General features: G+C 34.1%; 33 protein-coding genes and 2 tRNA genes. 10 read left to right on the top strand and 25 right to left on the bottom strand.

Annotated elements, in window-relative coordinates; genetic code table 11:
• The first annotated feature begins 67 nt into the window (after positions 1-67).
• The gene (locus NsoK4_RS01475; RefSeq protein ID WP_211687635.1) at positions 68-433 is read left to right on the top strand and encodes a twin-arginine translocase TatA/TatE family subunit; all 366 of its coding nucleotides are present in this window, start codon (positions 68-70) and stop codon (positions 431-433) included.
• On the opposite strand, the gene NsoK4_RS01470 is transcribed toward NsoK4_RS01475, so the two are convergent.
• A complete protein-coding gene (locus tag NsoK4_RS01470) occupies positions 430-1,203 on the bottom strand; it encodes a site-specific DNA-methyltransferase (RefSeq protein ID WP_211687634.1) in 774 nt (257 codons plus the stop codon). The genes NsoK4_RS01475 and NsoK4_RS01470 overlap by 4 nt on opposite strands.
• 100 nt (positions 1,204-1,303) lie before the next feature.
• Here NsoK4_RS01470 and NsoK4_RS01465 point away from each other — a divergent pair, with 100 nt between their 5' ends.
• From NsoK4_RS01465 to NsoK4_RS01450, 4 genes are all read left to right on the top strand, one after another.
• Positions 1,304-3,814 carry a DEAD/DEAH box helicase gene (locus NsoK4_RS01465; protein ID WP_211687633.1) on the top strand — a complete coding sequence of 837 codons (2,511 nt, stop codon included), beginning with the start codon at positions 1,304-1,306 and terminating at the stop codon, positions 3,812-3,814.
• Positions 3,815-3,852: 38 nt separating this feature from the next.
• Positions 3,853-4,686 (top strand): SDR family oxidoreductase, encoded by an 834-nt coding sequence (locus NsoK4_RS01460; RefSeq protein ID WP_211687632.1) that lies wholly within the window; start codon positions 3,853-3,855, stop codon positions 4,684-4,686.
• 71 nt (positions 4,687-4,757) lie between these two features.
• On the top strand, positions 4,758-6,437 hold the full coding sequence (locus tag NsoK4_RS01455) for a DNA topoisomerase I (RefSeq protein ID WP_211687631.1): 1,680 nt from the start codon (positions 4,758-4,760) through the stop codon (positions 6,435-6,437).
• Between the two features lie 50 nt (positions 6,438-6,487).
• A tRNA-Met gene (locus tag NsoK4_RS01450) sits at positions 6,488-6,602 on the top strand.
• Positions 6,603-6,650: 48 nt separating this feature from the next.
• Here the strand turns inward: NsoK4_RS01450 and NsoK4_RS01445 are convergent.
• The 3 genes from NsoK4_RS01445 to NsoK4_RS01435 are packed head-to-tail and all read right to left on the bottom strand — an operon-like array spanning position 6,651 to position 8,069.
• On the bottom strand, positions 6,651-6,962 hold the full coding sequence (locus NsoK4_RS01445; protein WP_249111089.1) for a hypothetical protein: 312 nt from the start codon (positions 6,960-6,962) through the stop codon (positions 6,651-6,653).
• Positions 6,962-7,480, bottom strand: coding sequence for a transcriptional regulator (locus NsoK4_RS01440; RefSeq protein ID WP_211687630.1), 519 nt, complete (start codon positions 7,478-7,480; stop codon positions 6,962-6,964). The genes NsoK4_RS01445 and NsoK4_RS01440 overlap by 1 nt, the downstream gene beginning before the upstream one ends.
• Before the next feature lie 10 nt (positions 7,481-7,490).
• Positions 7,491-8,069 (bottom strand): DM13 domain-containing protein, encoded by a 579-nt coding sequence (locus NsoK4_RS01435; protein WP_211687629.1) that lies wholly within the window; start codon positions 8,067-8,069, stop codon positions 7,491-7,493.
• A 345-nt stretch (positions 8,070-8,414) separates the two neighbouring features.
• Between NsoK4_RS01435 and NsoK4_RS01430 the strand changes: the two genes are divergently transcribed.
• Positions 8,415-8,558 carry a hypothetical protein gene (locus tag NsoK4_RS01430; RefSeq protein WP_211687628.1) on the top strand — a complete coding sequence of 48 codons (144 nt, stop codon included), beginning with the start codon at positions 8,415-8,417 and terminating at the stop codon, positions 8,556-8,558.
• 225 nt (positions 8,559-8,783) lie between these two features.
• On the opposite strand, the gene NsoK4_RS01425 is transcribed toward NsoK4_RS01430, so the two are convergent.
• On the bottom strand, positions 8,784-9,200 hold the full coding sequence (locus NsoK4_RS01425; RefSeq protein ID WP_211687627.1) for a hypothetical protein: 417 nt from the start codon (positions 9,198-9,200) through the stop codon (positions 8,784-8,786).
• A 106-nt stretch (positions 9,201-9,306) separates the two neighbouring features.
• Here NsoK4_RS01425 and NsoK4_RS01420 point away from each other — a divergent pair, with 106 nt between their 5' ends.
• Positions 9,307-9,525: a hypothetical protein gene (locus NsoK4_RS01420; RefSeq protein WP_211687626.1), complete on the top strand. Its 219-nt coding sequence runs from the start codon at positions 9,307-9,309 to the stop codon at positions 9,523-9,525.
• A gap of 210 nt (positions 9,526-9,735) precedes the next feature.
• Here the strand turns inward: NsoK4_RS01420 and NsoK4_RS01415 are convergent, their stop codons facing one another.
• The 4 genes from NsoK4_RS01415 to NsoK4_RS01400 all read right to left on the bottom strand — a co-directional run bounded on the left by NsoK4_RS01415 (position 9,736) and on the right by NsoK4_RS01400 (position 11,962).
• Entirely contained in the window at positions 9,736-9,972 is a 237-nt protein-coding gene (locus NsoK4_RS01415; protein WP_211687625.1) for an Lrp/AsnC ligand binding domain-containing protein, read from the bottom strand.
• 75 nt (positions 9,973-10,047) lie between these two features.
• Positions 10,048-10,224, bottom strand: a complete 177-nt coding sequence (locus NsoK4_RS01410; protein WP_211687624.1) for a hypothetical protein — start codon at positions 10,222-10,224, stop codon at positions 10,048-10,050.
• 297 nt (positions 10,225-10,521) lie between these two features.
• Positions 10,522-10,884, bottom strand: coding sequence for a DUF6659 family protein (locus NsoK4_RS01405; RefSeq protein WP_211687623.1), 363 nt, complete (start codon positions 10,882-10,884; stop codon positions 10,522-10,524).
• Positions 10,885-11,092: 208 nt separating this feature from the next.
• Entirely contained in the window at positions 11,093-11,962 is an 870-nt protein-coding gene (locus NsoK4_RS01400) for a methyltransferase domain-containing protein (RefSeq protein ID WP_211687622.1), read from the bottom strand.
• 93 nt (positions 11,963-12,055) lie between these two features.
• Between NsoK4_RS01400 and NsoK4_RS01395 the strand changes: the two genes are divergently transcribed.
• Together NsoK4_RS01395 and NsoK4_RS01390 are read left to right on the top strand one after the other, a co-directional pair.
• Positions 12,056-13,252, top strand: coding sequence for a hypothetical protein (locus tag NsoK4_RS01395; RefSeq protein WP_211687621.1), 1,197 nt, complete (start codon positions 12,056-12,058; stop codon positions 13,250-13,252).
• Entirely contained in the window at positions 13,253-14,071 is an 819-nt protein-coding gene (locus NsoK4_RS01390; RefSeq protein WP_211687620.1) for a SirB1 family protein, read from the top strand.
• Here NsoK4_RS01390 and NsoK4_RS01385 read toward each other — a convergent pair.
• The 4 genes from NsoK4_RS01385 to NsoK4_RS01370 all read right to left on the bottom strand — a co-directional run bounded on the left by NsoK4_RS01385 (position 14,068) and on the right by NsoK4_RS01370 (position 15,381).
• On the bottom strand, positions 14,068-14,238 hold the full coding sequence (locus NsoK4_RS01385) for a hypothetical protein (RefSeq protein WP_211687619.1): 171 nt from the start codon (positions 14,236-14,238) through the stop codon (positions 14,068-14,070). The genes NsoK4_RS01390 and NsoK4_RS01385 overlap by 4 nt on opposite strands.
• 73 nt (positions 14,239-14,311) lie before the next feature.
• Entirely contained in the window at positions 14,312-14,473 is a 162-nt protein-coding gene (locus tag NsoK4_RS01380) for a hypothetical protein (protein ID WP_211687618.1), read from the bottom strand.
• A gap of 41 nt (positions 14,474-14,514) precedes the next feature.
• A tRNA-Ser gene (locus NsoK4_RS01375) sits at positions 14,515-14,601 on the bottom strand.
• Positions 14,602-14,634: 33 nt separating this feature from the next.
• Positions 14,635-15,381: a metallophosphoesterase gene (locus NsoK4_RS01370; protein ID WP_211687617.1), complete on the bottom strand. Its 747-nt coding sequence runs from the start codon at positions 15,379-15,381 to the stop codon at positions 14,635-14,637.
• Between the two features lie 98 nt (positions 15,382-15,479).
• Between NsoK4_RS01370 and NsoK4_RS01365 the strand changes: the two genes are divergently transcribed.
• Entirely contained in the window at positions 15,480-16,511 is a 1,032-nt protein-coding gene (locus tag NsoK4_RS01365) for an isocitrate/isopropylmalate dehydrogenase family protein (protein WP_211687616.1), read from the top strand.
• Here NsoK4_RS01365 and NsoK4_RS01360 read toward each other — a convergent pair whose 3' ends face one another.
• The 12 genes from NsoK4_RS01360 to NsoK4_RS01305 form a co-directional block, all read right to left on the bottom strand.
• Positions 16,512-17,054 carry a HemK2/MTQ2 family protein methyltransferase gene (locus NsoK4_RS01360; protein ID WP_371816008.1) on the bottom strand — a complete coding sequence of 181 codons (543 nt, stop codon included), beginning with the start codon at positions 17,052-17,054 and terminating at the stop codon, positions 16,512-16,514.
• A complete protein-coding gene (locus tag NsoK4_RS01355) occupies positions 17,029-17,727 on the bottom strand; it encodes an rRNA adenine dimethyltransferase family protein (protein WP_211687615.1) in 699 nt (232 codons plus the stop codon). The genes NsoK4_RS01360 and NsoK4_RS01355 overlap by 26 nt, the downstream gene beginning before the upstream one ends.
• A complete protein-coding gene (locus tag NsoK4_RS01350) occupies positions 17,724-18,290 on the bottom strand; it encodes a DUF655 domain-containing protein (RefSeq protein WP_211687614.1) in 567 nt (188 codons plus the stop codon). The genes NsoK4_RS01355 and NsoK4_RS01350 overlap by 4 nt, the downstream gene beginning before the upstream one ends.
• A gap of 20 nt (positions 18,291-18,310) precedes the next feature.
• Complete coding sequence (locus tag NsoK4_RS01345) at positions 18,311-18,637, bottom strand: RNA polymerase Rpb4 (protein WP_211687613.1); 327 nt, start codon at positions 18,635-18,637, stop codon at positions 18,311-18,313.
• A gap of 2 nt (positions 18,638-18,639) precedes the next feature.
• Positions 18,640-18,939: a 50S ribosomal protein L21 gene (locus tag NsoK4_RS01340; protein ID WP_211687612.1), complete on the bottom strand. Its 300-nt coding sequence runs from the start codon at positions 18,937-18,939 to the stop codon at positions 18,640-18,642.
• 96 nt (positions 18,940-19,035) lie between these two features.
• The gene (gene rlmN, locus NsoK4_RS01335) at positions 19,036-20,091 is read right to left on the bottom strand and encodes a 23S rRNA (adenine(2503)-C(2))-methyltransferase RlmN (protein WP_211688778.1); all 1,056 of its coding nucleotides are present in this window, start codon (positions 20,089-20,091) and stop codon (positions 19,036-19,038) included.
• A gap of 75 nt (positions 20,092-20,166) precedes the next feature.
• A complete protein-coding gene (locus tag NsoK4_RS01330; RefSeq protein WP_211687611.1) occupies positions 20,167-20,781 on the bottom strand; it encodes an HAD family phosphatase in 615 nt (204 codons plus the stop codon).
• 56 nt (positions 20,782-20,837) lie between these two features.
• Complete coding sequence (gene radA, locus NsoK4_RS01325; protein ID WP_211687610.1) at positions 20,838-22,004, bottom strand: DNA repair and recombination protein RadA; 1,167 nt, start codon at positions 22,002-22,004, stop codon at positions 20,838-20,840.
• 85 nt (positions 22,005-22,089) lie between these two features.
• Positions 22,090-22,272, bottom strand: coding sequence for a 30S ribosomal protein S30e (locus tag NsoK4_RS01320; protein ID WP_211687609.1), 183 nt, complete (start codon positions 22,270-22,272; stop codon positions 22,090-22,092).
• Between the two features lie 40 nt (positions 22,273-22,312).
• Entirely contained in the window at positions 22,313-24,037 is a 1,725-nt protein-coding gene (locus NsoK4_RS01315; RefSeq protein ID WP_211687608.1) for a radical SAM protein, read from the bottom strand.
• Between the two features lie 51 nt (positions 24,038-24,088).
• Positions 24,089-24,901, bottom strand: coding sequence for a dihydroorotate dehydrogenase electron transfer subunit (locus NsoK4_RS01310; protein ID WP_211687607.1), 813 nt, complete (start codon positions 24,899-24,901; stop codon positions 24,089-24,091).
• Complete coding sequence (locus NsoK4_RS01305) at positions 24,885-25,796, bottom strand: dihydroorotate dehydrogenase (RefSeq protein WP_211687606.1); 912 nt, start codon at positions 25,794-25,796, stop codon at positions 24,885-24,887. Before NsoK4_RS01305 ends, NsoK4_RS01310 begins: the two co-directional genes overlap by 17 nt.
• Positions 25,797-25,837 lie beyond the last annotated feature (41 nt).

The raw sequence follows: 25,837 nt of genomic DNA, 5'->3' as shown, positions 1-25,837 counted from the left end.
GGTTTACTGAAAAATAGGCACAAAAATCCAACATTAGATTTAATTTCAAATCAAGGTATTCTAGGATATGATTGATTATTCATTGAACATAGTAGGGAGTGAATGGATAATCATAATTTTTGTAGCCCTAGTGTTGATTTTAGGAACAAACCAGCTTCCAGGCGCTGCAAGGAAAATTGGAAAAGCAGTCAATGAGTACAACAAAGCAAAAAACGATGTTCAAAACCACATGAAAGACATTACAAACCATAATGTGGATGTTTCAGGCCCTGTAGAAAATGAAAGACAAAAGCTTGAGATGATTGCAAAATCATTAGGGATAAGGGTGGAAGAAAAATCAGATGATGAGCTGAGAAAAATTATCTCAAATAAAATAGGACAGAAAAAGATAAACGAAGCAGAGAATAAGTCAAAAAATAAATCAAATAATTAATCAGATTTAATTCGGTAGAGATTCATGTCTAATCTTTTTTTTGCAAATTTGTAATATTCAGGAACAATTTCAAAACCTAAAAATCTCCTATTCATGGATTTACTTACAACAGCAACTTGACCAGATCCAAGAAATGGGTCTAAGACAATATCATTTTTTTGACTAGAGTATTGCAATAATTTTTCTATTAGTTCTGCAGGTAGTTTTGTTGGAGTTTTTTCATCACCAGTCCAATATTCTCTTTTAATTTCCCAAACATCTTCTTTGTCTTTATAGTGTAAACTACGACCTTCCTTGGTTTTAGAATCTTTTTTGAATCTTGAAAACGGAAAGAATTTTCTTTTCTTATCATCCTTACACACATAAAGACAGTGATAGTGAGAAGTGACAAACTTTTTTCTTGTCACAACTCCAAACTGATATTTCCAAATAATATGATTCACAGTTGTGAATCCCACATCATCTAAAGCCCTAAGAATATCTTTGAGATTATTCCATCCTGAGAACACATACATGCTTCCAGAATTTTTTAGAATTCGATATACTTGACTCATCCATTCATAAGTAAAATCATAGTAATCTTTGGCTAAAATTTCATTATAACCAGACATGACTCTTGAGGACAACCGGTTATAATTTGCTTTTTTAGCCTTGAAATTTATGGCAAAAGGAGGATCAGTAATTACCAAATCAACCTTATTTTTTGGAATACTCAGCATTCCCTCCATACAATTAGAATTGTAGATATTGTTGATTTGGATTTTTTTCATTTTTAACAAAAAGACTACATCCTCGTTTAATAATGTCGTGAAAGTTGAAAAATACACTCAAACAATAAATCATGAACTTCACACATCATAAGTGATATAGTTGAAATTTTCATGTCCAAAATGCAAAGCAAAATTAGAGATTCAAAAAACATTCAACAAAAAAATGCACATCTCATGCAGTTGTGGAATAGAAGATCTGTTAGAATTTAAGAAAAATATCGACGAAGTTTATTTAGAATTTTTAGCAAGATTTGATGAAGGTTCAGTATCAGAAAAAGGAATCTCAGATGATCTAAAGGAAGAGGGAATTGTAAGGGCAGAAAATGAGATCAAAGAGATGATCGGAAAGCAAAATCCAGACAAAATAACAGAGTCAATTCTTTATTCAAAAAAAGATTATGTATCTCAGTACAAGATTCTTAAAAATCCAGAGCCAGAAATGGGCTCTATAGTAGAAGAGGTTGGACTGGATGAATCAATTACAAGTTATCTCAAGGAAATAGGAATAGAACAGTTTTACAAATTTCAGGAAGACGCAATTCAAGAAATATCATTTGGAGAAAACATAATCATTGAAGCTCCTACTGCTTCAGGTAAAACAGAGGCATTTTTGATTCCAGTTATTCAAAAGATCAAAAAAAATGCAGACCAAACATCAAATGTTTTTGCGGTGTTTGTATACCCCACAAAGGCTTTGTCACGAGATCAATATCCAAAAATTCAGAAATTTGCAAAAAAGATAGGGATCAGAGTAAGCGTATTTGATGGAGACACAGAACAATCTGAAAGGCGCGAAATAATTGAAAACCCACCACAAATCATTGTGACAAATTTCGATGTCATACATTATCACTTGTGGCATCAAACAAAGTTTGCATCGCTTCTGTCTACAATCAAAATACTAGTAGTTGATGAGACACATGTTTATTCTGGAATTTTTGGCTCAAATATACACTATATCATAAAGAGGCTCAAGAGAATATGCTCAAAAAAGATTCAGTTTGTCGCAGCATCAGCTACTCTTAAAGATGCAAAAGACTTTTGTCAGCAATTATTTGGAGAAAAAATGAGCCTAATTCACGGTTCTGGCAGAAAAGGACAAACAGATTTTGTTATGCTTTTTCCTTCACTTAGAACACAAAGAGCATTGATGGTAGATTTGACAAAACGAATGACTGAAGAAAATCACAAGACGATGGTCTTTAACAATTCTCATTTAAACTCTGAACTTTTAGCAATACAAGCTAAAAAACAAAAAGTCAACATCAAAGTTCACAGAGCAGGATTGATGGTAAATTACAGAAAATCAGTTGAAAGAGATTTCAAAGAAGACAAACTCGCAGCTATATCATGTACACCTACACTTGAACTTGGCATAGACATTGGAAATGTAGATTGTGTTATTTCATCAACAATCCCAGTCAATAGATTAGTTCAGAGGATTGGAAGAGCTGCAAGAAAAGGTCAGAGGGGTTATGCGTTTTTAGCACTTGGAAATGATCCAATTTCACAATACTATAAGAATCATCCAGACGATTATTTTGAAGATGTTGAAAGAACATACATTGATCCAAAGAATCCATTTGTAGAAGAATTTCAAGTGTTAGCAATGGCATGTGACAAACCAATTTCCAAACATGAGTTAAAAGAACATCAAGAAGTCATCAATTATCACATCAATGAAGGTAATGTAGTTGAATTCAATAATAGAATAATTCCAAACTTTGACAAAATTGGTTCAATGTTAAATGATTATAGCATCAGAGGTATTGGAAAGTCAATAGATATTTTCTTAAATGACAAAAAGGTAGGTGACAGAATCCTCCCAATTGCACTAGAAGAACTTCACAAAGATGCAATTTATTTTCTTGCAGGAACAAGATACAAAGTAAAGGAATTTGGATATCCAAAAAAAAATTATGCAAAATTAGAAAGAATTCCAAGAGACTATCCATACTATACAAAAGCACTTACTGAAGAATGGCCAACTATTGAAACAGTATATGATAGAAGAAAAGCATTTGGAGTGGAAGTTGCATTTTGTAAACTCCACATTCAGAAAAAGGTCTATGGTTATGTCAACATTGAGCTAGGTCAAGAGGTCACTCAGGGGGAAAAAATATTGCTTGATTATCCATTAGAGTATGATTTTGTAACAAAAGGCATTGTATTTCATGCCCCAAGACCATTAAAGGAAATCCAAAAGGCAGAAGATGAGGACTATACAGAGGCTAGCGGATACCATGCAACTGAACACGTAGTTATTGAAGGAAGCAATATGATAACTGGTGGAGTGTCCCAAGATTTGGGAGGAATTTCGCTTGGTACATCAGGTTTGATTTTCATATACGATGGTGCCATAGGAGGAAATGGTGCAAGTAAAGCACTTTACGACAGATTTGAAAAAGCAATTGAAAGGAGCATGTTTATTGTAAAAGAATGTCCATGCAAAAATGAATCAGGATGTCCTCGATGTACATTTTCATATAGATGTGGAAACAACAATGAATTTCTCCACAAATATTCAGCACTTGAAGTATTATCAAGAATTAATGACGGAGAAAAAACAGAACTAATTGATCCTACAGAGGGAGACAGGCCTCTTGTTTAATCAAAATGGGATAAATATGACAAGAATTTAGAAACATTATGGAAAAAGTAGCTCTTGTAACAGGCAGTTCATCAGGAATAGGATTTGAAACATCACTTGCTCTTGCAAGAGACGGGTACCATACATTTGCAAGTATGAGGGATGTCAACAAAGGGGGAAAATTGCGAGAAATTGCAGAAAAGGAAAACATTCCAATAGACATTATAGAACTCGACGTAGATAAAGAAGAATCCATCACATCTGCAATTAAAAAAACCATAACAGAAGGTGGGAGGATAGATGTTGTTGTAAATAATGCAGGATATGGTCAATTCGGATGTACAGAAGATGTATCAGTTGATGATTTTCGAAAACAATTTGAAACAAATTTTTTCAGCATAGTTAGAATAATTCAAGAGGTTGCTCCAATTATGAGAAAACAGAATTCTGGAATCATAGTTAATGTGAGTTCAGTTGCAGGAAGAATGGGGCTGCCTGGTTCTCCAGCATACATAAGTTCAAAATTTGCCCTAGAAGGTCTAACTGAATGCTTAAGATATGAGCTTGGAATGTTTGGAATTAAGACTACATTAATTGAACCAGGAGTTGTAAAAACCAACTTTTTTGAATCTATGAAAATTCCAGATTCAAAGTCTGATCCAAAATATAATGAATTGACTAGCCATATCCTAACAGGCATCAAAATGATGGCAGAGATGGGAACTGCGCCATCCCAAGTGGCTGAAGCAATAATTAAGGCAATTCACGACAAAGAGATCCAACCAAGATACATTGTAGGTACAGATGCTGCAATGTTCATGGAGGCAAAAAAGATGAAAACAGACATAGAATTTGAGAAATACATGAGTAAGGAGCTTTTTCCTAGTGAATAAAGTACTTCGTTAAATTGATATACACATAGAATACAGTTTTTGTCAAAGTCCGCAGTTTTAAAGTGAAAATAATGACGAAATGGAAAACGCTACAACACAATGGAATCTTGTTTCCTCCTGCATACGAGTCACAAGGAATTAAGATAAAGATCAAAGGAGAGCCTGTAAATCTCAACATAGACCAAGAAGAGATGATCTACCAATGGGCAAAAAAGAAAGACACCCCATATGTACAAGACAAAGTTTTTCAGAAAAATTTTACAGCAGATTTTGCAAAAACACTCCCATCAAAATTCAGGAATATTTCATATGAAGACATTGATTTTTCTCATGCCTACAAGCTTGTTGACAAAGAAAAAGATCTAAAAGAAATGATGTCAAAGGATGAGAAAAAAGAATTAGCAAAGAAGAGAAAAGAACTACGAGAAGAGCTCAAAGCAAAATACGGAGTTGCAATAATGGATGGAAAAGAAGTCGAAGTTGCAAACTACATGGCAGAGCCTCCTGGAATATTCATTGGGAGAGGAGAGCATCCACTTAGAGGAAGATGGAAACCCAGAATTACTGCAAAAGATGTTACGCTAAATCTTGGAAAGGAAGCAAAAGTTCCCAAAGGTGATTGGGGTAAAATTATTCATGATAAAGATTCCATGTGGCTTGCAAGTTGGATGGACTTTCTAACACAGAAAAGAAAGTATGTATGGCTTGCAGATACGGCTGGATTAAAACAAGACAGAGACAAAGCAAAGTATGAAAAAGCAGTAAAGCTTGCAAAAGAAATTGAGAAGATAAAAGACAGAATGGTTAAAGATATGAAAAGTAAGGATGAGAAAATAAGTAGAATTGCTACTGCATGTTATTTAATTTACAGAACTGCAATGAGAGTAGGAGATGAAAAAGATCCTGATGAAGCAGACACTGTAGGAGCTACGACCCTAAGAAAAGAACATGTCAAGATTACTTCAGATGCTATAGAATTTGACTTTTTGGGAAAAGATAGTGTCAGATGGCAAGAAACAGTAAAAGCTGAAGGAAATGATAAACAATTCCAAGAAAACCTCAAGAAACTCATCGATAAGAAAAAACCCAAAGATGAAATTTTCCACGATATTACATCAAGACATGTTAATGCATATTTCTCAGGAATTGTAAAAGGATTAACTGCCAAAGTTTTTAGAACATATTTAGCAACAACAAAAGTAAAAAATTACCTCAAAGAACATACAGATGTAAAAAAGAAATCAGATAATGAAAAATTATACCATGCTAAAATTGCAAACTTAGAAGCAGCAATAATGTGTAATCATAAGAGAACCATACCTAAAACCTTTGAACAGTCATTACAAAAGAAAAAAGACACTCTCAAAAAAATCAGCAAAGAAAAACCTTGGGAGAAAGCTGAAGAAACTCTAAAGAAAGTTGAAAGTTCTGAGCCTAAAACAGATGCTCAAAAGAAGACAAAGACAAAGAGAATCAAGACATTAAATGAACAAATCAAAAGCAGAAAAGCAAAACACAAAGATAGAATTGAGAAACTAAAGTTGCAAATAGACCTGTCTGAAAAAACAAGAGATTACAATTTAGGAACTTCATTGAGAAATTATATCGATCCTCGTGTGTTCAAAGCATGGACTGACGAGATGGGTGCAGAGTGGGAAAAATTGTACACTTCAGCATTGCAGAAAAAATTCCTATGGGTTCAAAATGAAAAAGTGAATTGGTCTGAAATTGCTAGAGTAGAAAATCACTAAAAAAATCCATACGTAGCATTTAATTTCCCAAATTTTGCCCCTTTAGTCATGCCGGGGTAGCTCAGCCTGGTTAGAGTGCCAGTTCACTTGGTAAACTCTAGCGGTTCTCCAACTAAGGCAATACTCATAATCTGGAGGTCGCGAGTTCGAAACTCGCCCCCGGCATTCACAAATTATTTTTGAATAAAATTCAAACTAGCATAATATCACTTATTATCTACGTGTAATCCAAACCAAAATACTCAAACCAATTGTTTGGACTAAATTTATCACAAACATGTAATGAGACATCATATCTACCGTTTTCATAAATTCAGAGCTTTCCATATACAAAGTAGACCATAATCCAATAATCATGATATTCTGAATCAATAGCATAGCTGCAACAAAGACCATACCTACAGTAAAGTAAGAACGAATTACTCGAAGGTTTTGTGCATATGTTGTAATCAGTATTCCAAGCAAAACAATATTCACAAAAGCAAAAATTACAGCAGCAAAAGTATAATCAAACATTTCAGTCATTAATTATCACCCATCTTAGTTACAATCTCTTTTAAAATTTCCACATTTTTTTGCATAATACTTGTCAGAACATATGTTGCACCATATGATTCCTCAGAAGATTTTTTTATCAGATCATTTTTTACAAGTATTTTCAAATGATGTCTTATAGTTTTGTGATCAAGGTGTAGTTTTTTTGCAATTTGATGTGAGTTTAATGGATCAGTTATCAAAATATTCAGTATTCTTGCACGGTTTGGTCCTCCACGAGTAGCACCTATGATAGACCACAAAATCAGTTTGAATTGTCTTGATTCGTTGTAATTGATATGTGATGAACCATCATCAAAACTGCAAATTAGTCCAGATATAAAAGAGGAAATCGACATAGGTTGCAGCATAGAAATTACAGAAGAAAACATTCTATCATGAAAGTTTTGAGATAAAGCAGATAAATCTTTCAAATACGATTCCTTTTGATTTTCCAGTTTATCTTTAGATATTTTTTCTATATTGTAAGAAATCAGATTTACACTCATATTAAAAAAATTAAGAGGTAGCAGTAAGTTCTGCACTGCCAAACAAGACACTAAAAGACTTGCACCAGATCAAGACATGATTATATTTTTCCAAATCTGTACCATCAGGAATTTCATAGTTTTGATTACCTATGTTGGCTTTTAATGCACCAAGATTAACAATGTTTGTGGCTTTAGTATCAGTTGAAAGATACACATAGAGATCAGGGCCATTTGTGGATTTGAAATTTTCAAGCCTAAGTACGTCTCTTCCATCATCTAAGAAAAGTACTCGAGATTCTCCTTTCACATCATGAATGCCGTCACCTACACCTACAAAGGTTCCAGAATATGATTTTCTCATAGTGTCTTCCATCATAGTGTCTTCCATCATAGTGTCTTCCATCATAGTGTCTTCCATCATAGTGTCTTCCATCATAGTGTCTTCCATCATAGTGTCTTCCATCATAGTGTCTTCCATCATAGTGTCTTCCATCATAGAATCAGGAAGAGGTTCATTGATTTCGGTGTTATAGAATAGAGGACTTGCAAAAGCAACAGATATGCCTGCAACAACTACGATGATTGTAGTGATTATGAATTTGTTCATTACAAAGAATATCTGAAAAAAGTATTAAACGAATTTTCCAGTTTATGCCCCAATCTCTAATAGAGATTTGAAAATTTTCTTTACCACATGTTTGAAACTAAAAACTAGCCCTTAATTCCATAACTTAAGAGTACGAATAACAACACAAACCATACCTCACAAAATAGTGCCATAATTTTATTTTTAGATAAATGCGAGAACATTATGATTACAAAAAATCACAAGATTGTTCGGATCTAGAAAATATTTGTTCTCGCATGAAATCACAGTATGATTAATGCTCATATTGATTAGTCATAATCTTAGCTTACCAAAATCTATGAAGAACGAAAACTAAACACAATCATGAAAACACAAGATACATTGGAACAAACAGTCCACGCCCCATTCAAAAAAATCATAAAGTTTGATCTAATCTGTATGGGAATAGGTGCAATGATGGGAATGGGAGCTGGAGCATATCTTGTTGCTAGCGGATTATTTGGATAGCAGCAAGAATTTCTTCATTTTTTGTTTTATTTATAAATTAATTAAGAGGACATCAACTTTTTTCATCATCGAATTTTTGGGAATGTTAGATGTGTTTTAAGCAATAGGAGAGTCAAAATTATAGCATTCTAGATTTCAAATCAGAAATAAATTCTAACACATTAGTCAGCATTATTGAGATCATAAAATAAACTGAAAACAAACATGGTGTTCATAATTTAAAAATTATTTACGCTTATTCTTCCACATTGTTTTCCAGGTTCTAAAAAATTCATGCATAAATTCATCATAGGCTTTAAGTGAACTGATAGATTTTAGATATAATTTTTGTTCTAATGCAGCCTCAAAATTTTTAAAATCAGAAACAACAGGTTTCGGACCATTTAGAAAAGTATCATATTCATCACGTATTGCCAAAAGAGAATCATTATCAGATACATCAATTTTACTTAACCATAAATTAGCAAATTCCTTTCTGAGTTCATATGAGTCATCCTTAGATTTTTCCATTACATTAGTATAGATATTTTTAAGTTCATTTACGGAATTTTGAATCAAAGCAAAATGTTTGTTAAAATTTTCAAGATTATTTTGAAATTGATCTTGTAGTTCTTTCCATGACATTGATTGATTTGTTTGCATACATTAATTTACATACAATACCACATAGGTGTTAATAAGCTAATGAGTGGATTATAAACAAATTAGCTTATTGAAAATTAAATACCAAAAATAACAAACATTGTACATGGTCTTCGATGTATTAATTTCATGCAAAGAAGGTAAAAGAAATCAAGCAATAGAAAGACTAAAAGAATTTAGAGACATCAAAAACATTCAGGAACGAAAAAACCAAAACGAAGTACTGGCCCAAGTTGATTCCAATGATCCGTCATATGTAAAAACCAACGTAGTGGACAGGATTCGTGCTATAGAGGTAATTTCAGATGCTTCAATGCAAAACTAGATTTTCCCATTATTTTTCACAGAAGGATACATGTCATTAATTCATTCCAGTTCTTTTCTTCACATCTGAAAAGGAAGTTCTTTCACCTTTGTAGTTTTAAACATTGGATTTTTGTTTCAAAAAAATAAGTGTTTGTTGAAAAATAATAGAAGTAATTGTAGGTTATTTCTTTTAAAATTCAGACCATGATCAGATGAGTTACAAGTAAAATTATTGCTGAAGGACTCTTAGTGTGAGTGTTGAGCGTACGGTAGGCAATTTGCGTATATTTGAGGTTATGGTTTCTTTTAGTTCATCTACAGATGAGGATTTTATTTTAGCTACAATGTCATAGGGTCCTTTTACAGTACTAATCGTTTTAATTTCAGGTATTTCAGCAAGAGATTTTTTTGTAGAAAGAGTTTGATTCTGATGACATGTTACAAGTACAACTGCTGTATGAGACATAGCATATAATGCCCATAATTTGTTATAACAATTCATCATGACTTGAGTTTAATTTCACAACATAAGCTTATTTAGTTAAAACCAATTTTTTATCTTGCCCAATATCGATATACCACAAATTGCAATACCTAAAGCAATCAATCCAATTCCAACCCCATAAAGTTCTGTTGCAAAATTTTCAGTAATTACGATCACCAATCCAACTAAAAAAACAATAATTCCAATTAGAATTGCAATTACAGATTTTAACATAATAAAGTTACATCATACATCACTATAAAAAGTAAAATCAGTGTCTCTTACGTTTTGTTTTTTTGCTTCTAGGTTTAGTTCTCAAGAGATAACCACAGCATGGACACCATAAACCATCCCAGTTTAGGTAAATCTCGCATTGATGGCATCGTTTTTGTCCCTGTTCATATCTGCCTCCCTCATACGTGTTGGCTTTTGCCTTGTATTGTATACAGGTATTGTTACAATGCATCAATATCTTGAAAAAATAACTTGTTATTAAAAACACAGTTAACTAGAAACTATCAATTAATTTGATTATTCAAGATTTTTGTAATAGAGTTTGATTACACCATCTACTATTTCATTAGTATCAGCATCCTTTTCTGTACTAACCAAAAGCAAATTATCAAGACCTAGATAAAATGAAAAGCGTTTGATTTTCTCATATTCACCAAGCGTATAGATGGTTTTTCCTAGCCATTTTGACATTTCTTTTCGTGCCTTCCAGTCCATTACAGATAAGCTTACCATCTCTTTTTCTTGGTGTGGTGAAAGAAGGTTTTCAACTCCTTCCCTAATACCTCCTGCTAATTTTTTGCCCCAATCATCATAAATTGTTGCAAAACGGACTTTTGGGTTCAAAGCCATAATGTCTGAACAAAACTTTTCAAAATCCATCAAATACTCTAAAAGGTAAGAGAATAAATCAGTTTTTTAAAAATAGGCATGTAAATTTTCAACTTAGTCATCGAACCATCTGCCGTAAAACTAACAGTAATAGATACAAGGGCAATTACAATAACAATTCCAGTATCGTACATAGATGTCATGCAAATAATTTTACACAGCACCACTTAAAGGAAATTCATATTATCAAAATATGAGATTATTTTTTTCCTATAATGACATCTACCTTGTAATTCAATGTGGTTCTGGGATTTATTTTAAGATTCCAAGAATGAAAAGAAGGCTTTTTTGTTTTTAAAGTAATAGAAAATCCAAGTTTTTCAAGATTTTGTCTAAGAGATGTTTCATTCAGAGGATGTTTTACGGAGTTTATTCCTCTATCAAAATCATACGGATCAGAAATGACAAAGAAGCCCCTCTTGATGTGTCTTGATGCATGTTGCAGTAATTTTACAGGTTCAATCAACTCTAAAACATTTAGAGCCAAAATCAAATCAAAGTTTGTTTTACCAAATACATCAGATAAAGAATCTGCGACAAAATAATCCAAATTGTTTTTGTTGGATTTTTTTGCAACAGAAATTGCACTAAATGATCTATCTACACCAAAAACCACTTCGTGTCGATTAGCCAAAAAATGAGTCATGAATCCTACAGAACAGCCATACTCCAATACAAGATCAGATCTAGGAATTTGTTTTAATTCATGTTTAATTACAGAATAAAATTTAGAATTTCTACTTTGCTGATATATCTTGCTCCATTTTTCCTCAAGTGTAGTTCTATCATCAGTTTTTTTTGTTTTTAGGAGAGATTTTTTGAGAAATTGTTTTAATCGTTCATTTTTGATAGTGCGATATAATTTTCCGGCAAGAACAGTTCTAGAAGATAGATATGTTGAAAAATCATCCCAAAGAACAGGTATTTTTTCAATTATTGGAAAATGCAAGTCACATTTTTTACACTGTAAAAGTCCTTCAATGATTTCAGAATATTCAGAAAAAACATCACAGTCTAATTTTGAACCACATCTTACACATCGAAGGTATTGAAGGCTGAATTCATGCATTTTGAATATTAAAAGATAGGTTTTGAGTTAATAATTTGTTTTAGGTACAAAACAAGATAATATTAAATGTAGTAGAACACGGATTTATTCAAAATGAGCGAGTTTGATGAGTTTGCAGAGGCATTATTTGGTCAATTATCAGTAGAGCTAAATGAAGAAAAAGAGATCACCCAACTTGCTCAAAAGGCAAATGAGGATCTTGAAGGAAAAGTAAAGTTTGAAGAATTGGAAAAAATTTCTCAAGATGTTTTTCCATCACTAAAACAAAAAGTTGAAGAATTTCTAGAAATTCAAATTCCAGATATAAAGATCAAATATCCAGAATTAAAAGAGCTTAAAAAAATCAAAGGGGATAAGGTGTTCTCTGATGAGAATTCAAAAGAATTCGTAAATGAATTATTTATGGCAGTTGCAGACGAGAATTTAAAGAAGATTGCAGAGTTAATGAAAAATGATACTGCAAAGTATTTAGTATATTCAACATATGCAATTCAATATATTTCAAAAATCACTACAACATATGGAGATTATTTAGACAATATAATTTATCTAAACAAATTCATTCTGTCAAGATATCCACAAATAATTTTGCATAAACAAGGGGAACCATATGATTCAAAATTTAAGCAAGTGAATTCAGGATATCTGGGTGCAGTAAAAATGACGGTTTTAGAGGAAATAATCCATTCTGCTCAACAAAACTTGCAACAAATTAACAGGGAATCTGCAACTCAGGTAAATAAAATAAATGAAGAGCTTGCAGGAATTATTCTTTCATTAGATACAGAAACAATAAACAAATTATCCGAATATCTTCAACTGCAGGCAGTGCCTGATGATTTTCCATTTGCTAAGAAGGCAAACTTATTTTTCTTTTTAAATCCAGACCATTTTCTTATTGAACAGATTGGACCAGATGTCATGACATTCACACATGTTGAAATTGATCCAAAGATTTCTGAATCAATTCCGCAATTATTGGACATATACAAGAGATGGTTAGGTCCAATTCAAAAGCACCATGCAGCCTTTACTGCAATGGAGGGAATGGCAGCATTTGCCATTGAAAATATCCTCAAAGATGATTCTGACTTTCAAAACTATCTTACAACATACATGGGCACGGATTTTTCATCATATCAAGTTAGAAAGAGTATGGGTAAGGAATTTACAAAGAAAATTTATGAAAAATTAGGCAAGGATGCATTCAGAAAGATGATCGAAATCCCACCAAACACTAGGGAAATCAAGGAACCAGACCTATATCTCAAAAGGATTAACCAGAAATAATTGGAAGAGAAATTTGATCCTTATGTTGCAGAATGGGTTTCATTTGTAAAAAACCCAAACTTCAACCTAGTTGAAAAATGTCTAAAGTTTGCGCAATTATTAGAATATCCTGATCTTAACATAGATGAATACATCAATAAAATCAATATTATCGGAATGTCATTAAAAGAGTCAATTAACGATGTGAAAAATCCAACATATCTAATATCAATGCTAAATGAACATCTATTTGAAAATCTTGGATTCCAAGGAGATAACGATGATTACTACAATCCAAAAAATAATTTTCTAAATGAAGTAATTGATAAAAAATCAGGATTACCAATTACAATTTCAATTTTGTATGTAGAGATAGCAAAGTTTGTAGGATTGGAATTAAAGATAGTAGGATTTCCAAGACATGTTTTAGTAAAATACAACGAAGAGATGATTTTAGATCCATTCAATGATGGGAGGTTATTAGATATTGACGAATTACAAGAAATTCTGGATACAAATTTTGGTGGACAGTTAGAGTTTGAGCCAGAGTTTCTAGACGAAATAACACCAGAGCAAGTGCTTGTTAGAATGGCAAGAAATCTAAAAAATTCATACATTCAATCGTTTGTTTATGACAAGGCACTAAGATGTGTAGACATGATTTTAGCAATAGAACCAGATGCGGCAGAAGATATTAGAGACAAAGGTATCTTAGAAGAAAGAATATTGCATTCAGATATTGCTTTGAAATATCTGAACAAGTATTTAGAAATAAATCCAAATGCAGAAGATGTGGATTTTATTTTAGAACTAATTAGAAGTATAAAGACAAAGAATTAATCAATAATAGAACTAATATCTTGTCCTTTCTTGATCATTGAAATCTCATGTCGAGCAATTTTGTTTCTAAGTGCTCTTTTGAGAACATCAACTTCGCTTCTTAGTAAAGCGATTTCATCTTCAAGCTTTGCTACTCTTTCATAGATTGTTTCAGCTTCGGAACTCATGATTATGTATCATCAAAAAATTGTCTTAAAAAGTTATGGGTAAATTTGTTGATAGGCTCGTTAGTTTTTTGCACTAAATTTCAAATTCTTGGCGGCATTTTTCACATTTTCCACGCTCTTGTCCTGGTGGACCAAGAAGGAAAACCTTACCAATAGTTTTACAAACGGGACACATTCCGGTTGTTGCATTTTTTGGACCAGTGCGAATAATTTTTTGTGTTTTTCTTCGTCCCATAGTATAGATGTCCAAAGCGGACTATTAAGTTTAATTTTTAATGGCGCGGGGAGGGGGATTTGAACCCCCGTGTCATTGCTGACATGGGATTAGCAATCCCACGCCCTACCAGGCTAGGCGATCCCCGCACTGTGATGCATTGAATTAGTCTGTAAATAAATTCATTCTTCACCATATTGACTATAGTTACTCACTATTTCATCAAGAGGTAGTCTTTTTCCTCCAACAATTTTTAGATCAACTTGAATGTTCTTGTCCTGAATCGAAATTATGTTGTACGTATTCTCAAACATGCCTCTTACTCTTTCAGATGCAGCAGTTCCAGCATTTACAACCATTGGCTTTCCAAAATTCCAAATCCAAGGCCTGTGTTTATGACCACATAAAACAAGATCAACATTCGTATCCATAATGGTTCGCAAAACATCACCAGCATCAACTACGGTTAATTGATCAGAACCAGTATCAGGTATTGCAACAAGATGATGGTGCATTGCTAGAATTTTAATTCGGTCTTTGTATTTTTTCATAGTTCGTTCAAGCCAGAGATTCTGTCTATAACCTACTTCGCCCTCATTCCTATCAGGTCTTGCAGTACCAAGAGTAACCAATACAATTTTTTCATCTAATTCGTTGATTGCTTCAAAAGGGAAAAATTTTTTGAAAAGCAAGTAACCAGTGTTTCTATAATCGTGATTTCCACTAACTGTAAAAATTTTTTTTGTGTTAAATTTAGTCAATAGAGTCCTGCATTTTTTATATTCTTTCATCAAGCCTTCATTTGTCAGATCACCAGTAATTATTATAGCGTCTGGATTGAGTTCGTTAATTTCATCAACCAAAATATCAAACTTCTCTTGCAAGAATTGAGAACCTACATGAAGATCAGATATTTGTACGATAATCATTTTACATTTTTAAAAAGATCAACTCTATAAATCATATCTCTGGAAAATAAACATCTCAAGGTAGAATTAAATAATAATCACATTAAATTTTGGCAGTTTTGAGCAAAAAAGCTGCTGTAATGAGAGGAGACGGCATAGGTCCTGAAGTAGTTGACTCCATGTTACGCGTTTTAAAGGAATGTAATTTCCAATCAGAATTAGTTCTATGTGAGGCAGGCTCTGAACAGTGGGACAAAAATGGCAGAAAAGATGCATCATACATTCCAGATGCAACTATGAAGATTTTAGAAGAATCAGACTGTTGTTTTAAGGGACCAACAACAACCATCCCAGTTCCCGGAGCACCTAGAAGTGTCGCAGTCACATTAAGACAGAAATTTGATCTTTATGCAAACATCAGACCTACTAAAACTTATGATAGATTAACACCTGACAGAAAATTAGATTGTGTTTGTTTTAGAGAGGCAACTGAGGGACTCTATACAGGGATAGAAGCAAAAATTACCGAAGATGCTGCAATTGCAATTAGGAAGATTACAAGACAAGGTAGTAGAAGATTGCTGGATTCAGCAGTAGACTGGGCAAACAAGTACAATATGAAAAAGATGGTCGCAGTTACAAAAAGAAATATCCTAAAACAAACTGACGGAATATTTTGGGATGAAGCACAAAAAGCAGTTGAGGGAACAGGGATTGAATTATCTGAAATCTACATTGATAACATGGCTCAACAAATGGTTATTGCAACAGATCAGTTTAATGGTTCTGTGCTAGTAAGCACCAATTTGTTCATGGACATCATTTCAGAGCTTGCATCAGCCCTTGTAGGTTCAATTGGATTAATTTATTCTGCAAACATCGGGGATAATTATGCAATGTTTGAGGCAGCACATGGAAGTGCACCACAGTTTGCAGGGCAAAATAAAGTAAATCCAACTGCAACAGTTCTATCGGGAGCTTGGATGGCAGATTATCTTGGTGAAAAAGAAGTCAGAGATGCAATATTCTATGCAACTGACAAAGTAATCAATGAAGGAAAGGCAGTCACATGGGATATCGGAGGGAGTGCAGGCACCACTCAAATGACCGATGCAATCATTGGCTATGCCAAAGAAAAGCTAAGAAAATAATCAATATCGTTTTGCTTCAACAAGAATTAATTCCTCAAAGAAAAGTTTCTTTTTTGCAATGATTTTTGGATTCAAGCCTATTTTTTGGACATAATCAATGAGTTTTTGGTAATCAGACAGGGACGAAGTAACAAAGATGAATTTTCCTCCCTTTCTTATTTTATCAATTACAGAATCAAATATTTTTTTTGGTATTTCAAATCCATCTTTTCCACCGTCAGTAGCAACATCTAGAATTTCATCAGTTGCAAGATAAGGCAGATTACACACTATCAAGTCAAATTCAAACAATAATGCATCTGCACCATTACAACACACAATATTGTCTGTTTTGTATGTCTGGTTTTTTAAAACAGAAAAATTAATGTCAGTTCCAATCACATTTAAGAAATTTTCAGACAAGAGTTTGGTAAGATAACCTGAACCACTTCCAACATCTAATGCGGAGTCACCTTTCTCATTTTCTATGTTTGAGGCAATGAAGAAAGTATCCTCAGATGGAGGATATTCATCATTTTCAAAGTATTTCTTTTGCAATGGCAACTATTTCATCTCCTGAAAGATCATCTAAGCGTTTGTCAGACTTTGTCTCTTTTCCAAACTGTTTGTAAATATTTTGAAGTGTTTTTCTCCTATAAGAAAAGATCTTGTTGATGGTCTGGATTAGTTTTTTGTCAACAATTTTCTTTTTTGTCACTCTAAGTATTACAGAATCCACTTTTGGAGGAGGATCAAAGTTGTTTTTACCTATATTTCTGACTTTTTCAAAATCCAAGGCATAGTTTGCTATGATGTTCACTGCTCGCCTATCTTTTGTTTTAACAAATAATTTGTCAGCAAATTCCTTCTGAACCATGACTATCCCATGAGAGAAGTTTTTTTGTGCAAGCCATTCAATGGCGTCTTTGCTTTTAGAGTAAGGCAAATTTGAAACAAATATTGTAAATTTATCTTTGGTTTTGAAGCCATCACCTAACTTCAATTCAAGGTTTTCAATTTTATCAAATTGGTTCTTGGCATTTTGGTAAAGTTTACTGTCAGCATCAATTGAAATTACCTTTTTTGCTTTAGCGCATAACAAAGGCGTAAGAATTCCAAATCCAGTTCCAATCTCAAATACAACATCATTTTTAGTAATTTTAGCCTCAGAAACGATAGATTGTGCAATTGAATTTGAATTTAGAAAGTGTTGCCCGAGTCTTTTTCTCTTAATCATCTCTTGACGAAGAGATTCATTCTACTCTCACCAGTAATCTCATCCATTATCCTATCAGAGATGTGTTTGATTGGATCTTTGAATCCTACTCTATCTTGTAGATCCTGATAATTTTCAAATTTTTTCTTATCTCGTTCTTCTAGCATCGTTTTCATGTATGTTTTTCCAATACCGGGAATTAATTCAAGTGCATGTATTCTTGGAGTAAGGGGTTGTGCATTGTTTAGATAATCTACAAATCTAGATTCGTTTTGAGTTACAATTTTTTCAACTACTCCAGGCAATTCACTCTGAGCAGAAGAAGATATGTTATCATATTCCATTTTTCCAAGAACAGAAAGAACTTTTGTTCTTCCTTCCTTTCCAATGTAAATTCGTTCTCCCACTTCAAAAGCAGAGTTGGGAACACCGAGAATTTCAAGTAATGTTAAACGATCTTCGCCAATCGCAGTGATGATAATTCCTTCACGTCCACGAACAGTAGATGATTTTCCTCGTGGATTAAAATCTAAAACATATGCATACTCTTCATACTTTCTAGGTGGGGAATGTGCCCTATGCAAGATAAACTACTCCTGAAAGATTAAGAATGCTCCTTGATTATCTTGAGCATTTTTTCTAGAGTTTCTGCAAGAATAAGTTTCTTCCATCCAAATGTGAATGAACGTAGTTCTGCCAAGCTAGATGGTCTAATGTTTACAATTTCAACAGCTTCCTCTTCTGTTAATTCACATTCTTTGATGAGTTTCTTTTTCATCTCTTTAGCATCTTTAGGATCAATTTTTGCAAATTTTGAAACATAATCATAGGTCCATCGCTGAATTTGATCCATTTCTTCAGCGTCAACTTTTCCTAAAATCTCTTTAACTTCAGAAAGAGAAATGCTTTGTTTCTTTTTTACCTCTTCCATTTCTATACACCGAACGGTTTGATATGATCCATTCTAGTGATTAAGGTTTTCGTTTTATTTCCTAATTTCACATCTAGTGTTACTGCACGTCTACCTACATTTGTCACAATACCAACTTTGCCATGATATCGTCTATGTGGCAATCCTTTGTGCTGTCTAGGATCAATAATGACAAGTGCTTGCTGACCTTCCTGATACTCTCTAAGTAGGAATGATACTCCTCTTGGGGATTTTTTCTTCATCACAGACCTTGATTTATGCTTAAATCCATGTGAGCGACCAGAGGTCTTCTTAGTTGCCATATCTGAGTAGAACTCCCAAAGACCCTATTTTAACAGTTACCAAAGGTAGGCAGATTTGGCATTAAATTTGTGGAATTTTAAAAGAATTTTAGAAAATTAGTTCATCATATCTGTTCGCAATTGACCACATGCAGCAGAGATCTCAGTACCCTTTTCGACCCTAACAGTACAATTTATTCCAGCATCCACTAAAATTTGCTCAAATTTTAAAACACGTCCAGTTGAAGGTCGTTTAAAATCACCTGCAGTAGGATTTATTGGAATCAGATTAACATGAGAGCCATTTCCTTTCAAAAGATTAGCTAATTCCATTGCAGTTTCAATTGAATCATTTACACCTTCCATCAAAGCATACTCAAATGTTACACGACGTCCTGTTTTTTTGAAATAACGTCTTCCAGCATCAATGATTTCCTGTACAGAGTTTGGCCCTGCTGTTGGAACAAGTTTTTTTCGTAGTTTATCGTTTGGAGCATGTAACGATATTGCAAGACCGATTTGTAGATCTTCTTCAGCAAGTTTGTCGATTCCCGATGTTATACCAATCGTAGATATTGTAATATGTCGTTGACCAATTCCAAAACCTCTTGGGTGTGTGAGTATGCGAATTGCTTTAATCATCTCATCATAATTTGCCATCGGTTCACCCATTCCCATAAATACAATATTAGTGACATGCTGATTGCGTTTTTGTAAAATTTCTGCAAAGTGAATTACCTGAGATACAATATGCTCAGCTCTAAGATTGGTTTCAAATCCCATTTGTCCTGTTGCACAAAAAACACATCCCATTGCACAACCAATTTGAGTCGATACACAAATTGTCGAACGTGGAATTCCAAAAAGTTTTGTTGAGGGATATTGCATTAGAACAGTTTCAACAGAATTATCATCAGGAAGGCCGAGAAGTAATTTCATTGTTTCACCATCTTTGCTAACTACTTGGTGAATCTCTTTAGTTGAACCTATTGTGTATCCTGCTTTAATCAATTCTTCTCTCATTGTTTTTGGGAGTTGTTTAATTTCTGATATATCCTTTGGAAATTTGTAGTATAACGGGAGCAGTATTTGATCTGCTCTATATCTTTGATAACCCATATCCATCACCAATTTCTCCATTTCTTCGGGTAGGAGGCCATAAAGGTCAGTCATCATGTATAAGCAAATTTTCAAATATTATAATTTAATCAACACACTCCAAAAAACATGTAGGGTTTCTTGTATCCATTACACTTTGATTCCATATTCATCGAGGGATTTTTTCAATAGGACATCATCTTCAAAAAGCACAGATTTTAATCCAAATTTTCTTGCAGCGTCAACATTTGATTGCTTATCATCAATGAAAAACACCTCATTGGGCTTAAACGGAAGTCTCTCTAACACATGTTCGTAGATTTTTGGATTTGGTTTTGAGAATCCAATTTGATAAGACATGAAATAGTGTTCAAAAGGTTCCAAAACATTCCAGTCATTAACAATTTTGTGTGTTATCTTTTCAATGTTTGAGATAATTCCCATAGTGTAAGAGTTTGTCTGAAGATCTTTTGCAATGTTTATGATACTATGATTTGGTTTTGCGTTTTTGCTAAAGTAGGTACTCCACAAGGATTCAGTATTGTTTCTAAGTGATTCAGATCCGATGTAATCTGCAATTTTTCTCCAAAAGGTATTTTCATCAATATATCCAGAATCCAATTCATGAAGATAATTTGTAAAGCCTTCATTAATCAGAGATTCTTTAATTTTAAATCGCTTTGATACCTCTGAAGTGATCCAGGACATGTGCCAATCAACTAAAACGCCACCAATATCAAACAAGATACATTTTATCTCAGACATTGATAAAAAAAGTTCAAAGCTATATTCATAGATTACAAAAAGGAAAAAAAGAAGAGTTATTCTTCTACAGGTTCTGACTCATCTACAGGTTCTTCGGGTGTAGATTCAACTGTAGTATCAGAGTCAGCTGTTTCTGTTTTTGTTTCAACTTTGGTTTCAGTATCAGTCTCTGATGGTACTTCAACTTCAGTTTCTAGTTCAGGTTCTTTTGTCTTCTTTGTAGTTGCCTTTTTGGTTATCTTTTTGGTCTTCTTTTCAGCTTCTTCTGGATCCATTACTCCAGCCTCACCTAATGCAAAAATGACCTCCTCTTCAGGATGATGAGGGCTATCAACCATTCTTGCAATTCTTTTCTTGCCTGATTTCTTAAAGTAGATTCGGTATGTACTTGTGTGTGCAACAACATTTCCACCAATTGGACGTGTAGGATCACCAAAGAAGACGTCAGGAGATGCCATAACTTGGTTTGTAGCAATTGCAGCACAGTTGTATGTTTCTGCAATTCTAGATAACAGATGAACAAAGTGATTTAGTTTTTGTTGTCTGTTAGATAGTGTTCCTCTTCCAAGATATTCAGAACGGAAAAGTCCAACTGCAGAGTCTGCAACAATCAGTTTTACGTTGTTTTCTTCTATTACAGGTCCAGATTCCTCAAGGATCAATGTTTGGTGTGCACTGTTGTATGCTCGTGCAACAATGATATTATCTAAAACTTTTTCAGGATCCATTCCATGTGCTTGTGCAATAGATACAATTCTTTCAGGTCTGAAAGTATTTTCAGTATCAATGTATAACACAGAGCCTTCTAACCCACCTTCTTCTTTTGGTTTTTGAACCATTACTGACATCGTATGAGCAAATTGTGTTTTTCCACAACCAAACTCACCGTAAACTTCTGTAAGGGCTTGTGTTTCAAGACCACCATCAAATAGAGTATCAAGACAATTGGTACCAGTTGTAATCTTACCAATGGATTGTCTATGTTTGTAAATCTCACTTGCATTAACAAAATTCTTTGCAAGCAATCCTCCATCAACTAGATGCTGTCGGGCTTTATTGACAATTTTTTCTGCGGTGTCTTTTTCCATTCCAGTTATTTCTGCAATTTCAACAGGACCTCTAACTATGAGATCCATTACGTTGTGGACACCTGCATCAGATAACTTCCTAGTAGTTACAGGACCTACGCCCTCTAAACTATCTAATCTTAAATCTTCAACCATACCGTATGGTACGGTACCAGTACTTTATAAGGATATTGTTTTGGAGATTGATCGCAAACAGATAATTTATTACAACAGAATTTGACTATCGTCTCTTTCTACGTTGTCCAGGCTTGTTTTGTCCTGGAACTCTGCCAAGAACGAATCTCTTTTTGAAATTGCTTTTATTTCTAAGGCTAGAGTTAGTACCAACAATTTTTCTTCCTTCAACTTTTGGTGTTTGACCTCTTACTTTGCCTGCTTTAGTAAGCGAACCGTGAGTTGCCATGTAATATAATGCAAAAATAGTGAATTTATGTATTTGTATACTACCAGTACTTGGCCTTTACAGTTTCAATGACATGTTCATGTTCACGGCTTTTTTTGCGTGCATATCTTTCCATAGCGCCTAATGGAACACCACCCAGAGACCTTGCAATAGCATTGAAAAAGTATCTTTGAGGGCCTTTTGCACCAGTTTTGGTCATGAATTTTTGGATTCCATATTTGAAATTGTGCTGCCAAGTTTTGTACAATACACCCAGTTGTGCAGGAGTCATTTCATTTCCAATATTAAAGAAATCAGATTTTTCAAGCAAACCAATTGGAACAAATGTTAATGCAGTTGCAGTAAACATTGAACCTGGTTGTTCACGTTCTAATTCACTGATTAAACGAATAGTTTCCCAGGAATCTTCTGGTTGTTCATCATTATCCAGTCCCATAATAAGAGTAAATGCAGGAATCCAATAATCCTTATTCAGGGTCTTGACACCTTCTTTTACAACCCAATGCCATTCTTCTGGTGAATATGGTGCGAGTTTTCTATCGGCATATTTTCCAATCAATCTAAGACTACCTGTTTCAAAACCAGCCTGAACACCAATCATGTTGTCAGGTCCAGACTTGATGATTTTTGAAAGATTTGGAATTAGTTTTTCATCGGCAATTGCTCCTGCAAGTGTACCGTGTGTTGGGTTTGTATGTTCAACACCTGTAGACATGATTGCTGTGAAAAGTTCCTCTAGTGCTTCTCTGTTTGGTTCCATTCCTTTTGCAGTTCTTGGATCCATTCCGTAAACAAAAATATCATCACTGTGAATCCAAGCAGATTTGGAACCACCTTTTTTCATGTTAATTTCAATTTCTTTTTTGACTTTTTCTGGAGGATAGTATCTTAATGCTCTTAGTGTAACATCACAGAATTTACATCCTCTACCACATCCTCTCATAACTTCAACCATTCCATGCATACTCGGTTCAACAATGTCAGGAATTTCTTCCAAGTCAGGCCTATCCCAGAAATTAACAAATCGTCCATGAAGTTTTTTTCCATTTCTTTCAAACTCTTTGATGTTTACTTTGAAATCACTTCTTTTTCTGAAAGGATCCATATTTTCAAAGTCACCATTAATCAAATAGTTAAAGAACCTACCAGCATGCCCATCAATTTCTGGTGCAATACCACCAAGTTCACCTTCTAAAATTGCATAAATTCCAAACTCTTCAATTTTTTCTGGATCATAATTGTATTGCCAGGTTCCAGAAGCTCCAGAGATTACTTTGGCTTTACTCCCAGTTTTTTCTTTAGCAGTTTTGATTCTATGATGGAGTTCAGTATTGTATAATTCGTCATATGAGATTTGTTTTCTACCATAAGTAAATGTCATAGTTACAGGACCCATTCCCAGAGGGTCCATCTCATATGTTCCAACAACTTGAGTTTCAGGCCCAATGAATTTTTCAATATGATCAGGATGTGCAACAACTACTTCATCACGTCTAAATCCATCTCGTAGCAAACCAGCCTCAAGTTTTCTGAGTCCATATGGAGCAAATTTTGCAACGCCGTTAGTATGAGGAATATAATTACAAATAAAATCAAACAGAATTTTTGGGGTTACTTGGTTTCCAAGAATTTTGTACCAAAAACTGTTTTTGTCCCTATGTGGATCAATTGCCGGAGCACATCCAAAAAACGTAGCTAATGAGAGTCCCCTATATGGCGACATCAAAGTACGATCTGCAGTCAATACAATTTTTGGAGTACCCATGCCCTTCAACGCAATAATTTCATGATTTATTTTAAACCTTGCTGGTAGATACTAGTAATTTTCTAAAATTCCAGCCTTGTTTCTATGAAAACGCCCAAATTCCTTGTTTGACATCAGGTGATCACCATCAAAAACAGTCCCATCTCTGCAAACCAAGTCTTCTCCCACGCAACAACTTCCACATATTCCTACACCACATTTCATCATACGTTCAAGACTTGCTTGTACAAAAAGACCCTTTGAATGAGCTAATTGCACTGTCTTAAACATCATAATTTCAGGACCACAGGTATAAACACCATCATACTTGTTTTCAGCAACTAGTTTTTCTACAATATCAGTAACAAATCCCTTTTCTCCATAACTTCCATCATCAGTAGTTACGATAACCCTATGTGGATTTTTCTCCAAGAGTTTGTTTGCCAAATCCTCAAAGAATACTTCTTCTTTGGATTTTGCGCCAATGAGGACAGTAACATCATCATCAGGTTGTACAAATGTCAAAAGACGCATCATCGGTACCAATCCAGTTCCCCCGCCAACAAGCAATAGATTTCCTTGTTTCAAATCAAATGAATTTCCATATGGCCCTCTAATTCCAATTTGTTGACCTACTTTGACATTGAATAGTCCTGTTGATGCAGGACCATGTTTTCTTACAGTGAATGCAGCCTTTCCTGTTTCATTTGTAATCATCACACTCATTGGTAACTCATTAACGCCAGGAATCCAAACCATTGCAAATTGTCCAGGAAAAACATCTGACAAAACATCATCAGAGAACACTAAAGTTCTAACAGTAGGTGTCTCATCAATAACTTTTTCAATAGTACAAATTTTTGGATGGTTATGATTTCTTTGCAAGACCTACCATCTCCTCAATTTTTGAAAATCCATGTTCATTCATGTATTTTTTTATCCCGTTGTTAATGTCGTCAAACACATTTATCCAGTTATCACCTATTGCACTTCCAAGCTGAATAGAAGAAGCACCTGCTAAGAAGAACTCTACGGCATCTTCCCAAGTAGAAATCCCACCACATCCAATTATCGGGATATCATACTTTGAAGAAATCTCATATACGCATCTCAAAGCAACAGGCTTGATGGGGGTTCCAGACAATCCACCAAATTTGTTGCTAAGAATCGGCCTCTTTGTAGACACATCAATTGCCATAGCCCTAATTGTATTAATTGCAGTAATTGCGTCAATTCCAGATTCTATTGCAGTACCAACTGTTTTCAAATAATGCGTTGTTCCCAATCCAACTTTTGCAATTGCTGGAACATCAGTTGAATTTTTCACAGTGTTTACAATTTTCTTTACAAGATCAGGATCATCACCTACTTCAAGTCCAACCTTAGCAACGTGAGGACATGAAAGATTCAGCTCATACGCAGTAACATTGCAATTTTTAAATTGGTTTATCATGAATTCAAAATCTTCAGGAATAGAACCAACAAGGCTAACAATGATTGGAATGTCTTTATTTGATTCAATCATTTTTGCAAAGTACTCAGCACCAGGGTTTGAAAGCCCTACGGCATTAATCCATCCCCCACCTTTTACACTAAAGATTGTAGGGTTAGGATATCCTTCCCAAGGTTCCTTGCTAAGAGACTTTGTTACTACTGCTCCTGCACCAGAACGATAAAGACGATTAAAGACATCAAGAGAAATTCCCAGAATGCCAGAAGCCAGCATAACTGGTCGCTCTAGTTGAATTTTACCTACAGAAGTAGCCAGACTGGGTTCCACTTTGAATCATTGACCTAGTTTCGAATATAACAGTTGATTCA

Source organism: Nitrosopumilus sp. K4 (assembly GCF_018128925.1).
GTDB lineage: Archaea > Thermoproteota > Nitrososphaeria > Nitrososphaerales > Nitrosopumilaceae > HKST03.
This window is presented reverse-complemented; position numbering and strand designations above follow the sequence as displayed.

Bases quoted from the DNA above. Each gene is read 5' to 3' on its own strand.
- NsoK4_RS01475 (WP_211687635.1), top strand. From the start codon at position 68: ATGATTGATTATTCATTGAACATAGTAGGGAGTGAATGGATAATCATA.
- NsoK4_RS01470 (WP_211687634.1), bottom strand. From the start codon at position 1,203: ATGAAAAAAATCCAAATCAACAATATCTACAATTCTAATTGTATGGAG.
- NsoK4_RS01460 (WP_211687632.1), top strand. From the start codon at position 3,853: ATGGAAAAAGTAGCTCTTGTAACAGGCAGTTCATCAGGAATAGGATTT.
- NsoK4_RS01455 (WP_211687631.1), top strand. From the start codon at position 4,758: ATGACGAAATGGAAAACGCTACAACACAATGGAATCTTGTTTCCTCCT.
- NsoK4_RS01445 (WP_249111089.1), bottom strand. From the start codon at position 6,962: ATGACTGAAATGTTTGATTATACTTTTGCTGCTGTAATTTTTGCTTTT.
- NsoK4_RS01440 (WP_211687630.1), bottom strand. From the start codon at position 7,480: ATGAGTGTAAATCTGATTTCTTACAATATAGAAAAAATATCTAAAGAT.
- NsoK4_RS01435 (WP_211687629.1), bottom strand. From the start codon at position 8,069: ATGAACAAATTCATAATCACTACAATCATCGTAGTTGTTGCAGGCATA.
- NsoK4_RS01430 (WP_211687628.1), top strand. From the start codon at position 8,415: ATGAAAACACAAGATACATTGGAACAAACAGTCCACGCCCCATTCAAA.
- NsoK4_RS01425 (WP_211687627.1), bottom strand. From the start codon at position 9,200: ATGCAAACAAATCAATCAATGTCATGGAAAGAACTACAAGATCAATTT.
- NsoK4_RS01420 (WP_211687626.1), top strand. From the start codon at position 9,307: ATGGTCTTCGATGTATTAATTTCATGCAAAGAAGGTAAAAGAAATCAA.
- NsoK4_RS01415 (WP_211687625.1), bottom strand. From the start codon at position 9,972: ATGTCTCATACAGCAGTTGTACTTGTAACATGTCATCAGAATCAAACT.
- NsoK4_RS01410 (WP_211687624.1), bottom strand. From the start codon at position 10,224: ATGTTAAAATCTGTAATTGCAATTCTAATTGGAATTATTGTTTTTTTA.
- NsoK4_RS01405 (WP_211687623.1), bottom strand. From the start codon at position 10,884: ATGGATTTTGAAAAGTTTTGTTCAGACATTATGGCTTTGAACCCAAAA.
- NsoK4_RS01400 (WP_211687622.1), bottom strand. From the start codon at position 11,962: ATGCATGAATTCAGCCTTCAATACCTTCGATGTGTAAGATGTGGTTCA.
- NsoK4_RS01395 (WP_211687621.1), top strand. From the start codon at position 12,056: ATGAGCGAGTTTGATGAGTTTGCAGAGGCATTATTTGGTCAATTATCA.
- NsoK4_RS01385 (WP_211687619.1), bottom strand. From the start codon at position 14,238: ATGAGTTCCGAAGCTGAAACAATCTATGAAAGAGTAGCAAAGCTTGAA.
- NsoK4_RS01380 (WP_211687618.1), bottom strand. From the start codon at position 14,473: ATGGGACGAAGAAAAACACAAAAAATTATTCGCACTGGTCCAAAAAAT.
- NsoK4_RS01370 (WP_211687617.1), bottom strand. From the start codon at position 15,381: ATGATTATCGTACAAATATCTGATCTTCATGTAGGTTCTCAATTCTTG.
- NsoK4_RS01355 (WP_211687615.1), bottom strand. From the start codon at position 17,727: ATGATTAAGAGAAAAAGACTCGGGCAACACTTTCTAAATTCAAATTCA.
- NsoK4_RS01345 (WP_211687613.1), bottom strand. From the start codon at position 18,637: ATGGAAGAGGTAAAAAAGAAACAAAGCATTTCTCTTTCTGAAGTTAAA.
- NsoK4_RS01340 (WP_211687612.1), bottom strand. From the start codon at position 18,939: ATGGCAACTAAGAAGACCTCTGGTCGCTCACATGGATTTAAGCATAAA.
- rlmN (WP_211688778.1), bottom strand. From the start codon at position 20,091: ATGACTGACCTTTATGGCCTCCTACCCGAAGAAATGGAGAAATTGGTG.
- NsoK4_RS01330 (WP_211687611.1), bottom strand. From the start codon at position 20,781: ATGTCTGAGATAAAATGTATCTTGTTTGATATTGGTGGCGTTTTAGTT.
- radA (WP_211687610.1), bottom strand. From the start codon at position 22,004: ATGGTTGAAGATTTAAGATTAGATAGTTTAGAGGGCGTAGGTCCTGTA.
- NsoK4_RS01320 (WP_211687609.1), bottom strand. From the start codon at position 22,272: ATGGCAACTCACGGTTCGCTTACTAAAGCAGGCAAAGTAAGAGGTCAA.
- NsoK4_RS01315 (WP_211687608.1), bottom strand. From the start codon at position 24,037: ATGGGTACTCCAAAAATTGTATTGACTGCAGATCGTACTTTGATGTCG.